The sequence below is a fragment of the Streptacidiphilus neutrinimicus genome, assembly GCF_000787815.1.
GTDB lineage: Bacteria > Actinomycetota > Actinomycetes > Streptomycetales > Streptomycetaceae > Streptacidiphilus > Streptacidiphilus neutrinimicus.
Genome location: NZ_BBPO01000008.1, coordinates 37,080 through 52,453, shown reverse-complemented (window position 1 = coordinate 52,453; position 15,374 = coordinate 37,080). Strand labels below are relative to the sequence as shown.

The following is a 15,374-nucleotide window of genomic DNA, read 5'->3' as shown; positions in this document are numbered from 1 at the left end:
AGCGGCACCTTGTAGGGTTCTCGTCGTGGCGGAGGCTTCGGCCACGACGGGGGAACCCGGAGAGCGAATGGACGGCGGGAGGGCCGAACCGGCCACGCTGCGCCTGCCGAGAATGTCATCCGTCCAGGGGATGTCGGGTACCTGCTAGACGGCCATGACGGCGGCGGCCAGGTCCTGGGCGAGCTGTCGGGGGTTGCTGAAGGTGCCGCGCGTCGCGTAGACGTCGATCATGGGCATTGCGGTACTCCACTGTGTGTTCAAGGCCAAAGCTCGGCATTGCCAGCCGCACGCAACTACGGGACGTGCCTGGTCTGGATGACCTTTGACCGCGGTTCAGCAGGTCTGCGAGGCGTGCATGCTCATGCGGCGGGGCGGCCGGTGGGCTGTGCTGCCACAGGGCTTGACTCCGGAGGGACGGCTTCCGAGCCGAGGGGCGAATGGGCCGCCGGACCACGTACGGCGTCCATGACGAGGGCCGCGATCGCGGCTGCCACCGAGGAGGCCGCCATGAAGAGCCAGACGTGCTGGAAGCGCGTGAGTGAGGCCACGCCGGTGCCGAGCAGGCCGACCATGATCGAGGTGCCGATCACGATGCCGAGTTGGCGCGCCATGTTGATGACCCCGGAGCCGGTGGAGGCCTGGTGGGGCGGCAAGGCTGCCGTCGCGGCGGCGGTGAGCTGCGGGAGGGCGAGGCCGACTGCGATGCCGGAGACGATCCATGGGCCCAACATCTGGGTGGCGTAGGCCGGTTGCTCTCCGGTCGCTGTGGCCTGCCAGAGCCCGCCGGCGGCGAAGAGCACGCTGCCCAGCGCGATCAGGCGCCCCGGCGCGGCGCGCGGCGCGAGCCGGGTGACCAGCAGTGAGGTGATCGGCACCAGTGCGGGACCGACCGCGACGGCCAACCCGGTGCGCACCGCGGAGTAGCCCCAGTGCTCCTGCAGCCACAGGATGCGCGAGAGCAGGCCGATGCCGAAGGCGACGTTGAACAGCAGTTGGGCGATGTTCGCCCAGGCGAAGGACGGGATGCGCAGCAGCGCGGGGTCGATCACGGGTGCGTCGTGGTGGGTGATCAGCCAGACGAAGAGGGCCGCGCCTGCGGCTGCCACCCCCCAGGCGGCGAGCACGCGACCGGATGTCCAGCCCCAGTCGTTGCCCTGGACGAGGCCGAGCACGAGCGCGCCCGTGGCCACGGCGATCACGGCGCCGCCGAGCAGGTCGGGGCGCGAGGCGTTGGCGTTGTGGCGTACGTCGGGCACGGCCTTGACTGCGGCGTAGGTCAGTGCCAGTCCGATCGGCACGTTGATCCAGAAGGCGGTCTGCCAGGAGATCTGGACCAGTCCGCCACCCACCGCCGGGCCGAAGGCGGCCGCGACCGCGCCGGTCATCGCCCACAGGCGCGCTCCGGCGGCGCGTCGTTGCGCTGGGAGTGCGGCCAGGAGAAGACCGAGGGAGGCCGGGGTCATGAGGGCGGCCCCTGCCGCCTGGACGATGCGGAAGCCGACCAGCCACCAGACGCCGGGCGCGAATCCGCAGGCGAGGCTGGCCAGAGTGAAGACGAGCATGCCGGCCACGAAGCCGGCCTTGCGACCGTAGCGGTCAGTGAGCCGCCCCATGGGCACCAGCAGCGCGGCGTAGACGACCGCGTAGGCGTTGAGGATCCAGCTCAACGAGCCGAGCGAGGAGGTGCCGAAGTCGCGTCCGATCTCATCGAAGGCGACGTTGACGATGAACAGGTCAAGGCTGGCCAGGAACGCCGAACCGGTCAAGATCGCGACCGCGAGCCTGGGCCCCCGGTGCTGACTATTGGTTGCCATAGTCAGAGGCTAGGCGGCTGGCTATGGGATTAGCAAGCCAGGTCGTACGATGAATCCATGACGGTTCAGCTCCAAGGCAAGCTCGCGAGCCGCGGGGACACCCCCCTCGGTGATCGATGCGGCATCGACCGCACTATGCAGCTCATCGGCAACCGGACGGCGATGCTGCTGCTGAGGGAGGCGTTCCACGGCGCCACCCGATTCGACTCACTGCACCAGCGAGTGGGGGTCAGCGAGGCGGTGGCGGCGCAGCGTCTGAAAGAGCTTGTCGCCGCCGGAGTCCTCACCAAGGTGCCGTACCGCGAGCCGGGCCAGCGCACCCGCCACGAATACCTGCTCACTGAAGCCGGCCACGCGCTGCTGCCCGTCGTGATCGGGCTACTGGGGTGGGGCGAGCGCTACGCGCCCTCCGGATACAACCCGACCCGCCAGTCACACGCCCACTGCGGGGAACCGGTCCATGCGGTGCTCCAGTGCGAGGCCGGCCACGTGGTGACCGAGGAGGACCTCGTGCTCGGGACCTCGGTCGATGCATAGAACCGGTCCGACGCAGATCACACCCCGCGGGTCCTGCTGTGGCAGGCGCCGACCTACGTCGGCCGACTTCCGGGAATGACGGGCGGCCCTCGTGTCAACCGCCTTGCCGGATCCGTTGGCGAGCGACTACAGCCCGCGCAGGACGGCGACGACGCGTCCCAGCACCGTGGGGCCACAAGCTGTGGGGCTCGTAAAATCTTCGCTGCAGGTGGGGCCCGCGTGAGAGTCGTTCGCCAGCGGCTGGGATGCTGCGCGGGTGATCATCTCGACGGTGTGCCGGATCACCCGGGCGTTGCTGTCCGCGCCGGGCGTCCTGTTGCGCCGCGACACGGCTCCATCGTGTTCCGCCTGGCCGAGGACTACCTGATCACCCCGAAGGCCATGGCCCTGGCCGTCCGTGTGCACCCGCTGGTGACGATCCTGGCGGTGCCGGCAGGCGGGGCGCTGCTCGGCCCCACCGGCGCGGTGCTCGCCCTGCCGGTCGCCATCGCCGTCGGGGTCCTGGAGGAGGTCGTGTCCCCACGGATCCAGGCTCGCTGAACCGACGGGGGTCGCAGGCGGATGTCGGCTCGCACCGGCCTCCCCGAACAGCGCCGGCGACGGAGACCGGCGATCCGCCGCGAAACCAGCGTCACACCAAGTCTCTGCGCATCAGCGTGCACATCGTCTCGTAGCGCTGGAGCGTGCCGTCCGCCGTCTCCACGTCCCAGGAGTCGAGCTCGCGGCCGAAGGCCCGGTAACCCAGGCGTTCGTAGAGCGCGCGGGCACGCGGGTTGCTCTCCTCGACGCCCAGTTCGGCACGGCTCAGGCCCTTGCCGACGATCCTCCGCTCGGCGGAGCGGATCAGCAGCGTGCCGATCCCGCAGGACTGCAGAGCCGGGTGGACGCCCAGTTGCCAGAGCGTTCCAGCGCCCGGCCTGACCGTGTAATCGATGCCGCCGACAGCGACGGGGAGCCCCACCGGGGTGCACACGGCCAGGTAGTCGACCTCGCCCGCCTCAGCGCGGCGGATCTGGTGCACAAGCTCGCGGACGTGCTTGGGGGAGCCCGCCCAGCCGCAGGACGGCAGGTCCGCCTCCGTGAGGCCACGCACCGACAGATGTAGCGTGATCTCGGTCATCGCCGCCTCCCCTTCAACTCCGACAACAGCCGCCTGCCATTTCACCAAGCCGGGCCGGCAGCCGTCCAAGGGGTTTCAGATCTCGTACTCGACCAGGTGGACGGCGAAGACCCCGGCCAGGACGCCTAGTTCGACGCCATCCAGCGGATCGTGGCCGGCACCCAGTCCTTCCGACCCGAAGTGGGCGACCGCGCTGGTGCGGGCTCGGCTCGTGCTCACGAACCGGGAAGTCGCCCGCTGACCGACGATCTTCACCCAAGCCACCCGCCCGCCACCAGCATGAGCACCCCGAAGTAGACGCACACCAGGCCCGCGACCTGCTACTTCACGATGCACACCACTCATTGGGCCCTCGCTCACGCGAGGCTCCACGACGAGATCAGACGGTGAGGACGAGCTTGCCCTGGAGGTGACCGCCATCGAGCCGCCGGTGCGCGTCGGCGACGCGCTCGAACGGGAACGTCTCCTGCACGTGGACCCGGAGCCTGCCCTGTTCGACGAGTTCGACGAGGCCTCGCAGGCCGACCGGATCGGGGTCGACCGCGATGCCGCTGAAGCGCATGCCGGCCGCCTCGTACCTGGCTATGAGCTCCTTGTCCTCCTCGGCGACCGCCGTGACCAGGTGACCGCCCGGGCGGAGCACTTCGAGCGACCGCTCGACGGTGTCGCCGCCGATCGTGTCGAGCACGACGTCGACATCGCGGACCGCCTTGGTGAAGTCGACCGTCGTGTAGTCGATCACCTCGTCGGCGCCGAGCCCCTCGACGAACTCCCGCTTGCTCCCGCCAGCGGTCGTGATCACGTGCGCGCCGAGCGCTTTTGCGATCTGGATCGCGACGTGGCCTACCCCGCCGCCACCGCCGTGGACCAGGACGCGGTCGCCCTCCCCCACGCCGGCGATGTCGACGAGGCCCTGCCACGCCGTCAGCCCGACGACCGGCAACGCCGACGCCTCGACGTGCGAGAGCGACCCCGGCTTGCGTACCAGGTGCACGGCCGGCACCGACACGAACTCGGCGTACGCGCTCGCCGCCCGCGGGAACATCGGCATCCCGAACACCTCATCGCCGGGCCGGAACCGCCACGTCTGCGACCCCTCCTCGACCACGCCGCTGATGTCCCAGCCGAGGACGAACGGCGGTCGGCCAATCAGCGGGAACTCGCCGGCGCGTAGGCGTGCCTCCAGCGGATTCAGCCCGATCGCCTTGACGCGGACGAGAACCTCGGTCGGGAGGGGCTGGGGCTCGGGCGCGTCCACGATGGTGAGCACCTCGGGACCGCCGAGCGTCTCCTGGGTGATGACTCGCATGACTCTCCGTTTGCTTTGTAGGGAGGGGAGCGGAGAACCCAGGCTATGAACTCGACAGGAACCAGCAGGTACCTTTGGCGCCATGAGCGCTTTCGGCCCCGGTGCCCCCTTCCTCGCCGACTGTCCGGGGCGTCTGACGGTCGAACTCATCGCCGACAAGTGGACGGTGGTCGTGCTCTACGGCCTCAGCAAGGGCCCGGTGCGCCATGGCGAGCTGGTCGAGCTGATCGGCGGCATTTCGCGCAAGGTGCTCACCCAGACACTCCGACGGCTCGAGGCACACGGACTCGTCCGCCGTCACGCCTACGCCGAGGTGCCGCCCCGCGTCGAGTACGAGCTCACCCCGCTCGGGGCGACGCTGATCGATCCGATCCACATGCTGACCGAGTGGGCGAGGGCGAACAGCGACGCAGTGCTCGACGCGCTCGACGCCGACCCCGAGCCGGTCGCCCATAGCGACTCAGGCCCCCGCTAGGGCACTGAGCATCCACTCAGCCGCTCCTCGGTATCGCAACGGGCCGCGCTCGGTCTGCAGGCTCTCGATGCGTGGGACCATCCGACAACACAAAGGAGTGGAGGTCCCGGCGCGCCCTCCCGCGCTCTCATGGCGTGCCGACCTGCTGACGGATCGTGGGCGGCGGCCGGTCGTGGGCGCAGCCGAACCCGGCATCCCGCCGGAAGGGATCTGCCAGATGATCTACGCTCTGGTCATCGGCTCCCGACCGGCACGAGTACCCAACTCGCCATTCACACCAGACCCGTGACCTGCGACTCCACCATGCACACCACTCAGTCAGGTGCAGGATCTTCGGCGCCTGCGCGCTGGCGGCCTTTGGCGCCGCAGTGTCCCTGCCCGCGATCCGAGAGCCACGGCGTCCGCCGCCATGCTCATCGCGCTCATGCGGCATCTCGTCGGCTGAGTTCTCGTAGGGCGTGGTCGGCGGTGGTGGTCTCGCCGAGTCTGGGGAAGATGTGGGTGATGCTGTGCGTGTGGCTGTCGGGATTGCCGTCGAACATGACGTCGATGGGGAGAACCACGTGGTAGCCGTGTTCGTGGGCGCTGCGAGCGGTCGATTCGACGCCGATGCTGGTTGCGACGCCACCGATCAGGACCTGTGTGACGCCGCGCGAGCGGAGCGCGCCGTCGAGCGCGGTGTCGTGGAAGGCTCCCCAACGGCGTTTGGTGATGAGGATGTCCTCAGGGTCGGTGCCCAGTTCGGGGACGATCTCGGTCCAGTTCTCGGGCCTGAGCCGCCGTGTGTGTGGGCGTGTGGCGCGGGCATCGGTGCGTCCGGGGGCGCCGCCGGCGACGTTGACCAGGACGACGGGCAGGCCCCTCGTGCGGAATGCCGCTGCGAGCGCGGCCGCGTTGCGGATGACCGCGAGCATCTCGGGTCGTTCGGAACGCAGAACGCCCTTCTGTAGATCAACGAGTATCAGTGCCGGAACGGGGTCGAGTGCGCTCAATGGCATGGTGTTCTCCTCATGGGGTCGACGACGGCGGCTTCGCCGTCTCCGCGACGCGCGGGGGCGGTCGTGCGGGCGGGCGTGCGGGCGGCGCGTCGGGTGGGTGATCCGCCGATAGGCGGCGAGTGGTCGTCTCGGGGACGCTCATCGCGCGGAAGTGCGGCGCAGACGCGCCCGAGCAGCGGAATCACAGCCGTCAACTGCGCCTGCTCCTCGGCGATCAGCGCGCCCTCGATGGCCTCGCGCATTCCATCCACGCGCAGTGCTCGATGGGTGCCCGCATCTAGTCGCACTTGTGTCACACCACGCGATCCATCGGATCCGGCGCGACCGAGAGCGAAACTCACAGGATGATCACAACTCGATACGCTCCGCTCCCTAGGAGTCGGCGATGGCAGCGAACAGCGCTGCGGCCCGGGCGATCACTGCGCGGTCTTCGGCGTCGAGGGCGTCCAGTTGCGCGTCGAGCCAGGCGTTGCGCTGCGCCTGCGTGGTGCAGCCGAGCCGGTCGCCCTCCTCGGTGGCGCTGAAGAGCACCTTTCGGCGATCGTCTGGGGCGCGGGAGCGGACGGCGTAACCGGCCGAGGTGAGGCGGTTCACCGTCTGACTCATCGAGGCGGGCGAGACCCCGCCGCGCTCGCTCAGGGCGGTCAGTGTCTGCGGCCCGCGCTTGTGCAGATGGACGAGTACGTCCAGGGCGACGTCGCCCAGCTCCCCGTCGGGGCGCTCGCTGCGGAAGCGGCGGAACAGACGCCAGACGGCGACGCGCACCTGCCAGCCGAGGTCGGTCTCCTGGGCCCCGGCGGCGGACTGCCCGGCCGTGGGGTCGTCGCCGGTTGCATGCGTCTCCATAGCTGCTTAGTATACCTAAAGGATTGTTTCGTATGCCTAATCAATGACCGTAAGGAATTGCCCCAGCCATGCCGGCAAACCCCCTCGGTGTCGCGCTGCGCAACCGGCGCGCCGGTCACCACACCCTCGCCTGGGCCCACCCCGACCTCCAGGCCCCGGGCAACCTCACGCTCGCCAGCCCCGCCTTCGCCCACGGCGCCCCCATCCCGGCCCGACACCGCGGCCGCGTGTTCGGGGCGAACATCTCGCCGGCCCTCGCCTGGACCCCGCCCCCGGCGGGCACCGTCGAACTCGCGCTCATCGTGCAGGACCCCGACGTCCCCTTCGGCAAGCCGGCAACACACGGGCTCGCGCTCGGCATCGACCCCGCCCTGACCGGCATCGCGGAGAACGCCCTCGCAACCCCCAGCCCCGTGCCCGGCCTCCGGCTCGGCAAGGGCCCGCTCGGGCGCCGCGGCTACGCCGGACCCATGCCCATCCGGTCGCACGGCCCCCACGCCTACGTCTTCCAGCTCTTCGCCCTGTCCCGGGCCACGGAACTGCCGGACGGCTTCTCCCTCGACCGGATGCTCACCGCCCTCGCGGGCCACGTCGTCGGACGAGCGCGGCTTGACGGTACCTACGAGATCTCCTGAGCAACACGGCCCAGGCACGGGTACCGAAGAATAGTCAAATCCATTGCCTCATAAGGGAGTTCAGGCTGCGTGCTGTTTCGCTGCGTGCTGTTTCGGGGCGTTCGGCGAGGTGTCCGTGTTCGAAGCGGGCTCCGGCGCGGACGAGGGCGGCGCGATGGGGCGCGTTCACGGCTCGCCATCGCTGCTGGGCGGCGGAAAGGTACGCCCTCCCAAGCGATCCCACAGGATCTGAGCATTGCTCGCAGCTCCTTGGGGTGGATCGCGGAGGCCCGCAAGGCGCTGACGGCCATCTGCACCGTGGATCCCCCGGCCGCGCCTAAGGATTGACCGGAACCGCCCGCTCCGCCAAGATCACCGCCGATGGCCCTGCCGGTCCCCCGTCGGCCGCGACGGGCCAGAATCTTGCGGGTGTCCCACATTCACGGCGTCATGCCAGGGCTGGATGTCCGTGATCATCACGGGGTTGTCGTTCGCGTACTCCCAGAGGAAACGATCACAGTCGCTCGCCGCTGTGCCCGGGTCGGTGAGAGGCGTCTTGATGTTCAGGAGCTTCGCCCTGTCTGGCCCCTGAGCCCCTCCGTAGCCCCAGTGGTAGGCCTGGCTCGCTGGCGGACCTGGATCGTTGGTCCGGGTTGGCCTGTCCGACCTGTTCCCGCTTGCGTTCCACCGGGCAGCACGACGGCGGCTGCGGGTGCTGCGTCTGGCGTGCCAGGTCGAGTACCTGCGGTTGGGGTCGACTTGGCGCTGCCGGGTTGTTCCCGGCCGGTGGGGGGCGTAGGGCCTATGGTGGCGCTGCCAGTGCCGGTCCCCGCCCGACTGCGCGCCGGAGGTCACTCGGCGGTGACGTGTGGCGCGACCTTCGTCGGCTCGCCGTGCTGAACGGGGCGCAGCGGGTGCGCCCGGGGCACTGCGGGCGCCTGGGCTAGGAGGTCACCACGTTGAATGCCTCGTAGATCCTGGGCTCCGCCTGGGGCATCCCGGCTGCCTGCATCAGCGGCCCGAGCTTCTCGGCGAACCGCTGGAACGCTTCGGTGGACTCCCAGACGTCCGTGACATGCCAGCCGTCCGGGGTGGGTCCCGCGCAGTGGGAGATCAGACCGGGGACCGGCCAGTCCGAGCGCGCCTTCACGCCTCCGCGTCCCCCGGTCATCTTGTCGGTGACCTCCTCGTACTGGGCCTGGGTGCCGCCCGGGATCTCGAACACGATGATGACGGCCATGCTGGGCCTCGCTTTCGCTTCGACAACCACTGGTCAGTTCCAGCTTGGCCAGCACAGCCGTCCGCCGGCCCGTGGAGCGCGGCCGTCCGGGTCTGGGTGGGGTACCCAGGTCTCGGTCGTGGCGGGCCGTAGGGGGCTCGTCGCAGGACCGCTCCGGCCCGGCAGACGGGGCGCCGCCCGCAGTCGTGTCGCAGGCCGCCACGGGACGGGCCTGCGAGCAAGGCATCCGTCGGCGCCGTCGGCGAGGAGTTCAGCCCGGGGGACGTTGAAGAGCGGGGCGGTCCTGCGGCACTTCTGCCGCTGTGGCCGCAGCGGTCCGCAGCCTGTCTCGTGGCCGAGCTCGAGGATCATGAGCCGCCGGGCTTCTGGTCCTTGTTGTCCAGGCCGAGCAGTCGGTGGAAATCCGCCAGACCGCTGGTGCGGTGAGCGGACAGGATCGGCAGTACTGCCGTTGGATCCTCTTGTTGAAGGGCCACGAGAATCTCTCGGTGCTCCTCCAGGATCTCCTGGGCGCGGGCTCGGTCCCCTTGGGCGGCAGTGCGGCGGTAGGCCAGGGCGCGGTGCGGTTCCAGCGCGTCCCAGAGCTGGCGGACGAAGCGCAGCAGCCACTCGTTGTCGCAGCGCTCCAGCAGCGCGAAGTGGAAGTCCCTGTTCGCAGTGATGGCCGCGTGCGCGTCGCCGCTCTCGGTGGCGGCACGTTGGGCATCGAGAGCGGCACGCATGGCGGCGATGTCCTGCGGGCGCAGGCGGGCGGCGGCGATCGCCTCGGCCTCCGCTTCCAGCAGTTCGCGCAGCCGGAAGATCCCGTCCACGCTCTCGGGGCGCAGCTCGGCAACGGTGTAGCCCCGCTGGGCCTGGTAGCTGACCAAGCCTTCGCTGGCGAGGGTCTTCAGTGCCTCGCGGACCGGGATGACGCTCAGGCCCAGCTGTTCGGCGGCTGCGCTCTGCCGGATCGCCGTGCCAGGGGGCAGGTCGCCACGCACGATCGCGTCGCGCAGTTCGGCCAGGGCAACGGCTTCTGCCGTACGGGGTAGGGAGGTTCGCTTCAGCGCCACGCGGCCACCCTATCTTCCCGCCCCGCAAAACTAGATGTTATAAATTGTAACGTCATGGCTCGGAGTCGAGCCCTCCCGAACGTGAGGAAGTGAGCTCGGTGCCCAAGCCGACTAACGCGACCACAGGACAGCCGACGGACCCGACCGGTCCCACCGGGCAGCTGGCCACCTGGCTGGCCACCACCACGCTGGAGGAGATCCCGCCCGCCGTCCGCGAGCGTGCCGCCCACCTGGTGCTGGACGGGCTGGGGTGCGCACTGATCGGCGCACAGCTGCCCTGGTCACGGACCGCGGTGGACGCCGTGCTGGCCCTGGAGGGGGCCGGGGACACCCCCGTGATCGGCTGGGGCCGCACCACCAGCGCACCGGCCGCCGCCGTCCTGAACGGCACCTTCATCCAGGGCTTCGAGCTCGACGACTACTACCCGCCCGCGCCGCTGCACAGCACCTCCCTGGTGCTGCCCGCGCTGCTGTCCACGCTCTCCCAGCTCGACACAGTCAGCGGCGCGGACTTCCTGCGCGCCACCGTCCTCGGCTTCGAGACCGGCACCCGGGTGGGCCTGGCCCTGCACGGCCCGGAGATGCTCTCGCGCGGCTGGCACTCGGGATCGGTATTCGGCACCCACGCCGCGGCCGCCGCCGCCGGCGTGCTGCGCCAACTGGACGCCGCCGGGTTCGAGGACGCGCTCGGCCTGGCCGGCACGCAGTCGGCCGGGCTGATGGCCGCCCAGTACGAGGCCATGTCCAAGCGCATGCACCACGGCCTGGCCTCCCGCAACGGCTTCTACGCCGCCGGCCTGGCCCAGCGCGGCTACACCGGCATCAAGCGGGTCTTCGAGCGCGAGTACGGCGGCTTCCTGTCCACCTTCGGCGAGGGCCACCACCCCGACGCCTCCCAGCTCACCAAGGGTCTGGGCGCCACCTGGAACACCGGGGACATCACCGTGAAGATCCACGCGGCGATGGGCGGCCTGCACCCTGCCGTCGACGCCGCCATCGCGCTGGCCGCTGACCGTGAGCTCGTCGCCGACGACGTGCTGAGCAGCCGCATCGAGGTGCCCACCGCGATCTACCACCACGGCTGGTGGGTTCCCGAACGTCCGCTGACCACCATCGGCGCGCAGATGAACATCGGTTACGCCACCGCAGTGGCCCTGCTCGACGGCCAGGTCCACCCCGAGCAGTTCACCGCCGCCCGGATCGACGCCGACGACGTCTGGGAGCTGATCGCCCGCACCGAGGTCCGCGAGGTCAACGAGCCGCAGGACCCGAGCTGGGACCAGGTCGGCTACAACACCCGCGTCACCGTCACCCTGCGGACCGGCGAGGTCCTCACCCAGGCCCTGAACCAGCCACACGGCGGCCCCGACGACCCGCTGACCGACGAGGAGATCCGAGCCAAGTACCGGTCCTTGACCGCCCACGTCATCGACCCGGCCCGCGCGGCATGGATCGAGCGGATCGTGCTGGGCCTGGAGGAGACCGAGGACCTGACCGAACTCGTCGACCTGCTCGCCGCCCCGGCGCTCGGCGTCCTGGACTGACACCGCCCGGACCCGCTCCCGATCCCCCTGCCCGATGACCGGAGGAATCCCGCCCATGTCTCCCCGCGTGCCCGAGCGCACCGACTCCCCCAGCACCGCACCCACGCCGCGCGCACGGCTGCGCGCGCTGCTCACCGACGGCGGCCTGATCACCGCCCCCGGCGTCTACGACGGGCTGACCGCCGCGCTGGTCGCCCGCACCGGCTTCGGCGCCGCGTACCTGACCGGCGCGGGCGTGGCGGTCGGCGGCTTCGGCCTCCCCGACATCGGCCTGCTCACTGCCACCGAGATGACCGACCGCGCCCGGATCGTCGCCACCGCTCTCGGCGGGGTCCCGCTGATCGCCGACGCCGACACCGGCTACGGCGCGCCGACGAACGTGGTGCGCACCGTGCGCGAGTACGAGCGCGCCGGGGTCGCCGCCATCCTGTTGGAGGACCAGGCGTTCCCCAAGAGGTGCGGCCACCTGCCCGACAAGGAACTGGTCCCGGCGGTCGAGTTCGAGGCCAAGCTCGGCGCCGCGCTCGACGCCCGCACCGACCCCGACCTGGTAGTCATCGCCCGCACCGACGCCCGGGGGCCGCTCGGCCTGTGCGAGGCGATCGACCGCGCCAACCGCTACGCGCGCGCCGGGGCGGACGTCATCTTCGTCGAGGCGCCGCAGAGCATCGAGGAGATCGAGCGCATCGCCGCCGAGGTCACCGACGTGCCGCTGCTGATCAACATGGTCCAGGGCGGGCTCACCCCCGACACCGCCCCCGACCGGCTCGCCAAGCTCGGCTACCGCATCGCCATCCATCCCGGCGCCCTCCTCGGCCCCACCGTGCTGGCCGGCTTCGACGCCTTGGCCCGCCTCGGCGGCACCCTGCCCACCGACCTCACGCCCGGACCGGAGGGCCTGTTCGAGCTGGTCGGCCTCCGCGAGTGGTTCGCCATCGCCGAGCGCCACCGCGGCCGCGACCGCGACCGCGACCGGCCGGATGCGTAGCGCGATGAACAGCGCGAACCACGTCAGCACCCACCAGCCACCACAGGCCCCGATACCGGAGGTGCATGCCTGATGGGCATGACCATGATTGAGAAGATCCTCGCCCGCAACGCGGGCCTGGACGAAGTGAGCGTCGGTCAGACCGTGGTCTGCGACGTGGACATGACCGTCATGATCGACCTGCAGTTCGCCACCGGCTGGGTCCAGCCACTGAAGATCAACGACCCGGCCAAGGTCGCCGTGATCATGGACCACGCCGTGCCTGCCCCTTCCGTCAGCGACGCCGCCGGCGGCACCAGGGCCCGTACGTTCGCCCGCGACTTCGCCATCGAGAAGTTCTACGACGTCGGACAGCACGGCATCTGCCACCAGGTCATCGCCGAGAACGGACTGGCTCGCCCCGGCGAGGTCCTGGCCTGCACCGACTCCCACACCTGCGCGGGTGGCGCCTACAACACCGCCGCGCGGGGCCTGGGCCCGGCCGAGGTCTACTCGATCCTGTGCACCGGCAAGACCTGGTTCCAGGTGGCCCCGACGATCCGCTACGAGTTCACCGGCACCAAGCCGGCCGGCGTCAGCGGCAAGGACATCTTCCTGTACATCGCCGGCACCTACGGCGATGCCACCAACCACAACCTGGAGTTCGGCGGACCGGGCCTGGCCTCGATCCCGATGAACGACCGGCGCACCATCGCCACCCAGGGCGCGGAGATCTCGGCCGACTACTCCACCTTCCCCATCGACGACCTGGCCCGCGACTTCCTCACCGCCCGAGGCGCCCACCCCGGCAGCTACCGCGCCGCCGACCCCGACCCGGACGCGCACTACGCCGCGGTGCGGACCGTCGACCTCGACGCGCTGGTGCCGCACGTCGCGCGCCCCGGCACGGTCAGCCGCAACTCCTTCCCGATCACCGCCATCGAACAGCGGCCGGTCAACCAGTGCTTCATCGGCTCGTGCGCCAACGGGCAGTTGGAGGACCTGGCGATCGCCGCCGCCATCGTCCGGGGCCGCAAGGTCGCCCCCGGCGTGCGCCTGCTGGTCACCCCGGCCTCCCAGGCGGTGTACCGCGAGGCCATGCGGGCCGGCTACCTGCAAGACCTCACCGACGCCGGCGCGGTGGTCACCAACTCGACCTGCGGGGCCTGCTTCGGCTACCACATGGGCCTGCTCGGCCCCGGCGAGGTCTGCCTGACCTCCAGCACCCGCAACTTCACCGGCCGCATGGGCAGCCCCGACGCCGAGATCTACATGGCCTCCCCCGCCACCGTCGCCGCCTCCGCCCTGACCGGCCACGTCACCGACCCGCGAACGCTCGACCCGCAGCAGGAGCTGAACTGATGGACACGATCGTCACCGAACGCGTGTGGGTCGTCGGCGACAGCGTCACCACCGACGCCATGTACCCCGCCTTCGCCATGAAACTGCCCGTCCCCCAGGCCGCCCGGCACATCTTCTACGAACTGCGCCCCGGCTGGACCGACGACGTCCGCCCCGGCGACATCGTCGTCGCGGGCCGCAACTTCGGCCTCGGCTCCTCCCGCCCGGTCGCCGCGCTCTTCCGCGAGCTGGGCGTCGCCGCCCTGGTCGCCGAGGAGTTCAACTCGCTGTTCCTGCGCAACGCCATCAACCACGGCCTGCCCGCCCTGACCGTCCCCGGCGTCACCGCGGCGTTCGCGGACGGCGACACCATGCGCCTGGACTTCGCCGAGGGCTGGATCGAGAACACCGCCAGCGGCGCCCGGCTGGAGGGCGGCGCCCTGCCACCGCTGGTGCTGGAGATCCTGGCGGCCGGCGGCATCCTGCCCAAGCTGGCCCGCGAGGGCTACGTCCCGATGCCGACGAAGGCGTGACCATGACCCTCACCCTCGCCCCCGGCGTGACCCTGATCCCCACCACCAAGCGCGACAACGCCTTCCTCGTCGACGGCGACGACGGCTTCACCCTGGTCGACGTCGGCTGGGCCAAAGCCCCCGGAGTACTGCTGAAGGCCCTGGCCGAGCTGGGCCGCAAACCGGGCGACATCAAGCGCATCGTGCTCACCCACGCCCACCCCGACCACGTCAAGGGAGCCGCCGAACTACGCGAGCGCACCGGCGCGCACATCCTCATCCACCAAGCGGACGCCGCCTGGCTGGAAGCCGGCCGCGTCCCCGCCGAGGGCCGCTCCGGAGCGGCGGGCCGCCTGATCGACAAACTGCCCGCCCTGCACTGGAGGCCGGTCACCCCCGACGCCCTGCTGGCCGGTGGCGAGCTGATCCAGGGATCCGACGGCCTGCGCGTCGTGCACACCCCCGGCCACACCCCAGGACACGTCGTCCTGGTCCACGAGCCCAGCCACACCGCGCTGCTGGGCGACGCCGTCTTCCACCGCGGCGAACTCGCCCTGGGCCCGGCCGCACTGGCCGCCGACCCCCGCCTGCGCGCCGGAAGCCTCACCCAGCTGCCGCAGGGCATCGCCGCCGCCGGCTTCGCCCACGGCACCCCCCTGACCGGACCGGACATCAGCGCCTTCCACACCTTCCTGGAACAGCTGGCCCCCAAACAGCACCAGCCCTAAGGCTGCCCCGTCATCCGACAGTGGCCTTCGCCCGGGCTCCGCTCGTGGCGTGCGGTCCTGCCCCCCACCTGCCACAATTCCTGCGGCAGTTCGGGCAGTTCATCACCGATCTGAACACCACCATGGACGCCCACCTCGCCGAGCGAAGCCCGACGGCCCCACGCTCCCCCAGCTCCCCCAGCTCCCCCGGGGACCGCCTCCGTGCACGACCTGACAGCCGAGCTGACCGACGTGCCCATCGGGACGGTCGCCACGGGTCGGTCCCGCGGACCGG

Annotated in this window: 17 protein-coding genes; 9 read left to right on the top strand and 8 right to left on the bottom strand. The window is 70.7% G+C overall.

Annotation, left to right across the window (positions count from 1 at the left end):
- Nucleotides 1–359: 359 nt before the first annotated feature.
- On the bottom strand, nucleotides 360–1,814 hold the full coding sequence (locus tag TR48_RS08065) for an MFS transporter (RefSeq protein ID WP_084729004.1): 1,455 nt from the start codon (nucleotides 1,812–1,814) through the stop codon (nucleotides 360–362).
- Between the two features lie 57 nt (nucleotides 1,815–1,871).
- Here TR48_RS08065 and TR48_RS08060 point away from each other — a divergent pair, with 57 nt between their 5' ends.
- Together TR48_RS08060 and TR48_RS38655 are read left to right on the top strand one after the other, a co-directional pair.
- On the top strand, nucleotides 1,872–2,351 hold the full coding sequence (locus TR48_RS08060; protein ID WP_042365247.1) for a winged helix-turn-helix transcriptional regulator: 480 nt from the start codon (nucleotides 1,872–1,874) through the stop codon (nucleotides 2,349–2,351).
- A 339-nt stretch (nucleotides 2,352–2,690) separates the two neighbouring features.
- Nucleotides 2,691–2,891 carry an AI-2E family transporter gene (locus TR48_RS38655; protein WP_052442482.1) on the top strand — a complete coding sequence of 67 codons (201 nt, stop codon included), beginning with the start codon at nucleotides 2,691–2,693 and terminating at the stop codon, nucleotides 2,889–2,891.
- 91 nt (nucleotides 2,892–2,982) lie between these two features.
- Here the strand turns inward: TR48_RS38655 and TR48_RS08055 are convergent, their stop codons facing one another.
- The 3 genes from TR48_RS08055 to TR48_RS08045 all read right to left on the bottom strand — a co-directional run bounded on the left by TR48_RS08055 (nucleotide 2,983) and on the right by TR48_RS08045 (nucleotide 4,780).
- On the bottom strand, nucleotides 2,983–3,471 hold the full coding sequence (locus TR48_RS08055) for a GNAT family N-acetyltransferase (RefSeq protein WP_042365246.1): 489 nt from the start codon (nucleotides 3,469–3,471) through the stop codon (nucleotides 2,983–2,985).
- A 75-nt stretch (nucleotides 3,472–3,546) separates the two neighbouring features.
- Nucleotides 3,547–3,690, bottom strand: coding sequence for a hypothetical protein (locus tag TR48_RS44255; protein ID WP_170183520.1), 144 nt, complete (start codon nucleotides 3,688–3,690; stop codon nucleotides 3,547–3,549).
- Between the two features lie 160 nt (nucleotides 3,691–3,850).
- A complete protein-coding gene (locus TR48_RS08045; protein ID WP_042365244.1) occupies nucleotides 3,851–4,780 on the bottom strand; it encodes an NADP-dependent oxidoreductase in 930 nt (309 codons plus the stop codon).
- Between the two features lie 82 nt (nucleotides 4,781–4,862).
- On the opposite strand from TR48_RS08045, the gene TR48_RS08040 reads away from it, so the two are divergent.
- Nucleotides 4,863–5,255, top strand: coding sequence for a winged helix-turn-helix transcriptional regulator (locus TR48_RS08040; protein ID WP_042365243.1), 393 nt, complete (start codon nucleotides 4,863–4,865; stop codon nucleotides 5,253–5,255).
- A 422-nt stretch (nucleotides 5,256–5,677) separates the two neighbouring features.
- Here TR48_RS08040 and TR48_RS08035 read toward each other — a convergent pair whose 3' ends face one another.
- Together TR48_RS08035 and TR48_RS08030 are read right to left on the bottom strand one after the other, a co-directional pair.
- The gene (locus TR48_RS08035; RefSeq protein WP_042365242.1) at nucleotides 5,678–6,253 is read right to left on the bottom strand and encodes an isochorismatase family protein; all 576 of its coding nucleotides are present in this window, start codon (nucleotides 6,251–6,253) and stop codon (nucleotides 5,678–5,680) included.
- Nucleotides 6,254–6,625: 372 nt separating this feature from the next.
- Nucleotides 6,626–7,099: a MarR family winged helix-turn-helix transcriptional regulator gene (locus TR48_RS08030; RefSeq protein WP_052442481.1), complete on the bottom strand. Its 474-nt coding sequence runs from the start codon at nucleotides 7,097–7,099 to the stop codon at nucleotides 6,626–6,628.
- A gap of 68 nt (nucleotides 7,100–7,167) precedes the next feature.
- Here TR48_RS08030 and TR48_RS08025 point away from each other — a divergent pair, with 68 nt between their 5' ends.
- Complete coding sequence (locus TR48_RS08025; protein WP_042365241.1) at nucleotides 7,168–7,734, top strand: YbhB/YbcL family Raf kinase inhibitor-like protein; 567 nt, start codon at nucleotides 7,168–7,170, stop codon at nucleotides 7,732–7,734.
- 922 nt (nucleotides 7,735–8,656) lie between these two features.
- Here TR48_RS08025 and TR48_RS08020 read toward each other — a convergent pair.
- Nucleotides 8,657–8,953: a hypothetical protein gene (locus tag TR48_RS08020; protein ID WP_042365240.1), complete on the bottom strand. Its 297-nt coding sequence runs from the start codon at nucleotides 8,951–8,953 to the stop codon at nucleotides 8,657–8,659.
- A gap of 347 nt (nucleotides 8,954–9,300) precedes the next feature.
- On the bottom strand, nucleotides 9,301–10,008 hold the full coding sequence (locus tag TR48_RS08015; protein WP_052442480.1) for a GntR family transcriptional regulator: 708 nt from the start codon (nucleotides 10,006–10,008) through the stop codon (nucleotides 9,301–9,303).
- Nucleotides 10,009–10,106: 98 nt separating this feature from the next.
- Here TR48_RS08015 and TR48_RS08010 point away from each other — a divergent pair, with 98 nt between their 5' ends.
- The 5 genes from TR48_RS08010 (at nucleotide 10,107) to TR48_RS07990 (ending at nucleotide 15,100) form a co-directional block, all read left to right on the top strand.
- Entirely contained in the window at nucleotides 10,107–11,552 is a 1,446-nt protein-coding gene (locus tag TR48_RS08010; protein ID WP_042365239.1) for an MmgE/PrpD family protein, read from the top strand.
- Between the two features lie 55 nt (nucleotides 11,553–11,607).
- A complete protein-coding gene (locus TR48_RS08005) occupies nucleotides 11,608–12,540 on the top strand; it encodes an isocitrate lyase/PEP mutase family protein (RefSeq protein WP_042365238.1) in 933 nt (310 codons plus the stop codon).
- Nucleotides 12,541–12,618: 78 nt separating this feature from the next.
- Nucleotides 12,619–13,881, top strand: coding sequence for a 3-isopropylmalate dehydratase large subunit (locus tag TR48_RS08000; RefSeq protein WP_236652065.1), 1,263 nt, complete (start codon nucleotides 12,619–12,621; stop codon nucleotides 13,879–13,881).
- Complete coding sequence (locus TR48_RS07995) at nucleotides 13,881–14,393, top strand: LeuD/DmdB family oxidoreductase small subunit (RefSeq protein WP_042365236.1); 513 nt, start codon at nucleotides 13,881–13,883, stop codon at nucleotides 14,391–14,393. Before TR48_RS08000 ends, TR48_RS07995 begins: the two co-directional genes overlap by 1 nt.
- A gap of 2 nt (nucleotides 14,394–14,395) precedes the next feature.
- Nucleotides 14,396–15,100 carry an MBL fold metallo-hydrolase gene (locus tag TR48_RS07990; RefSeq protein ID WP_052442479.1) on the top strand — a complete coding sequence of 235 codons (705 nt, stop codon included), beginning with the start codon at nucleotides 14,396–14,398 and terminating at the stop codon, nucleotides 15,098–15,100.
- Nucleotides 15,101–15,374 lie beyond the last annotated feature (274 nt).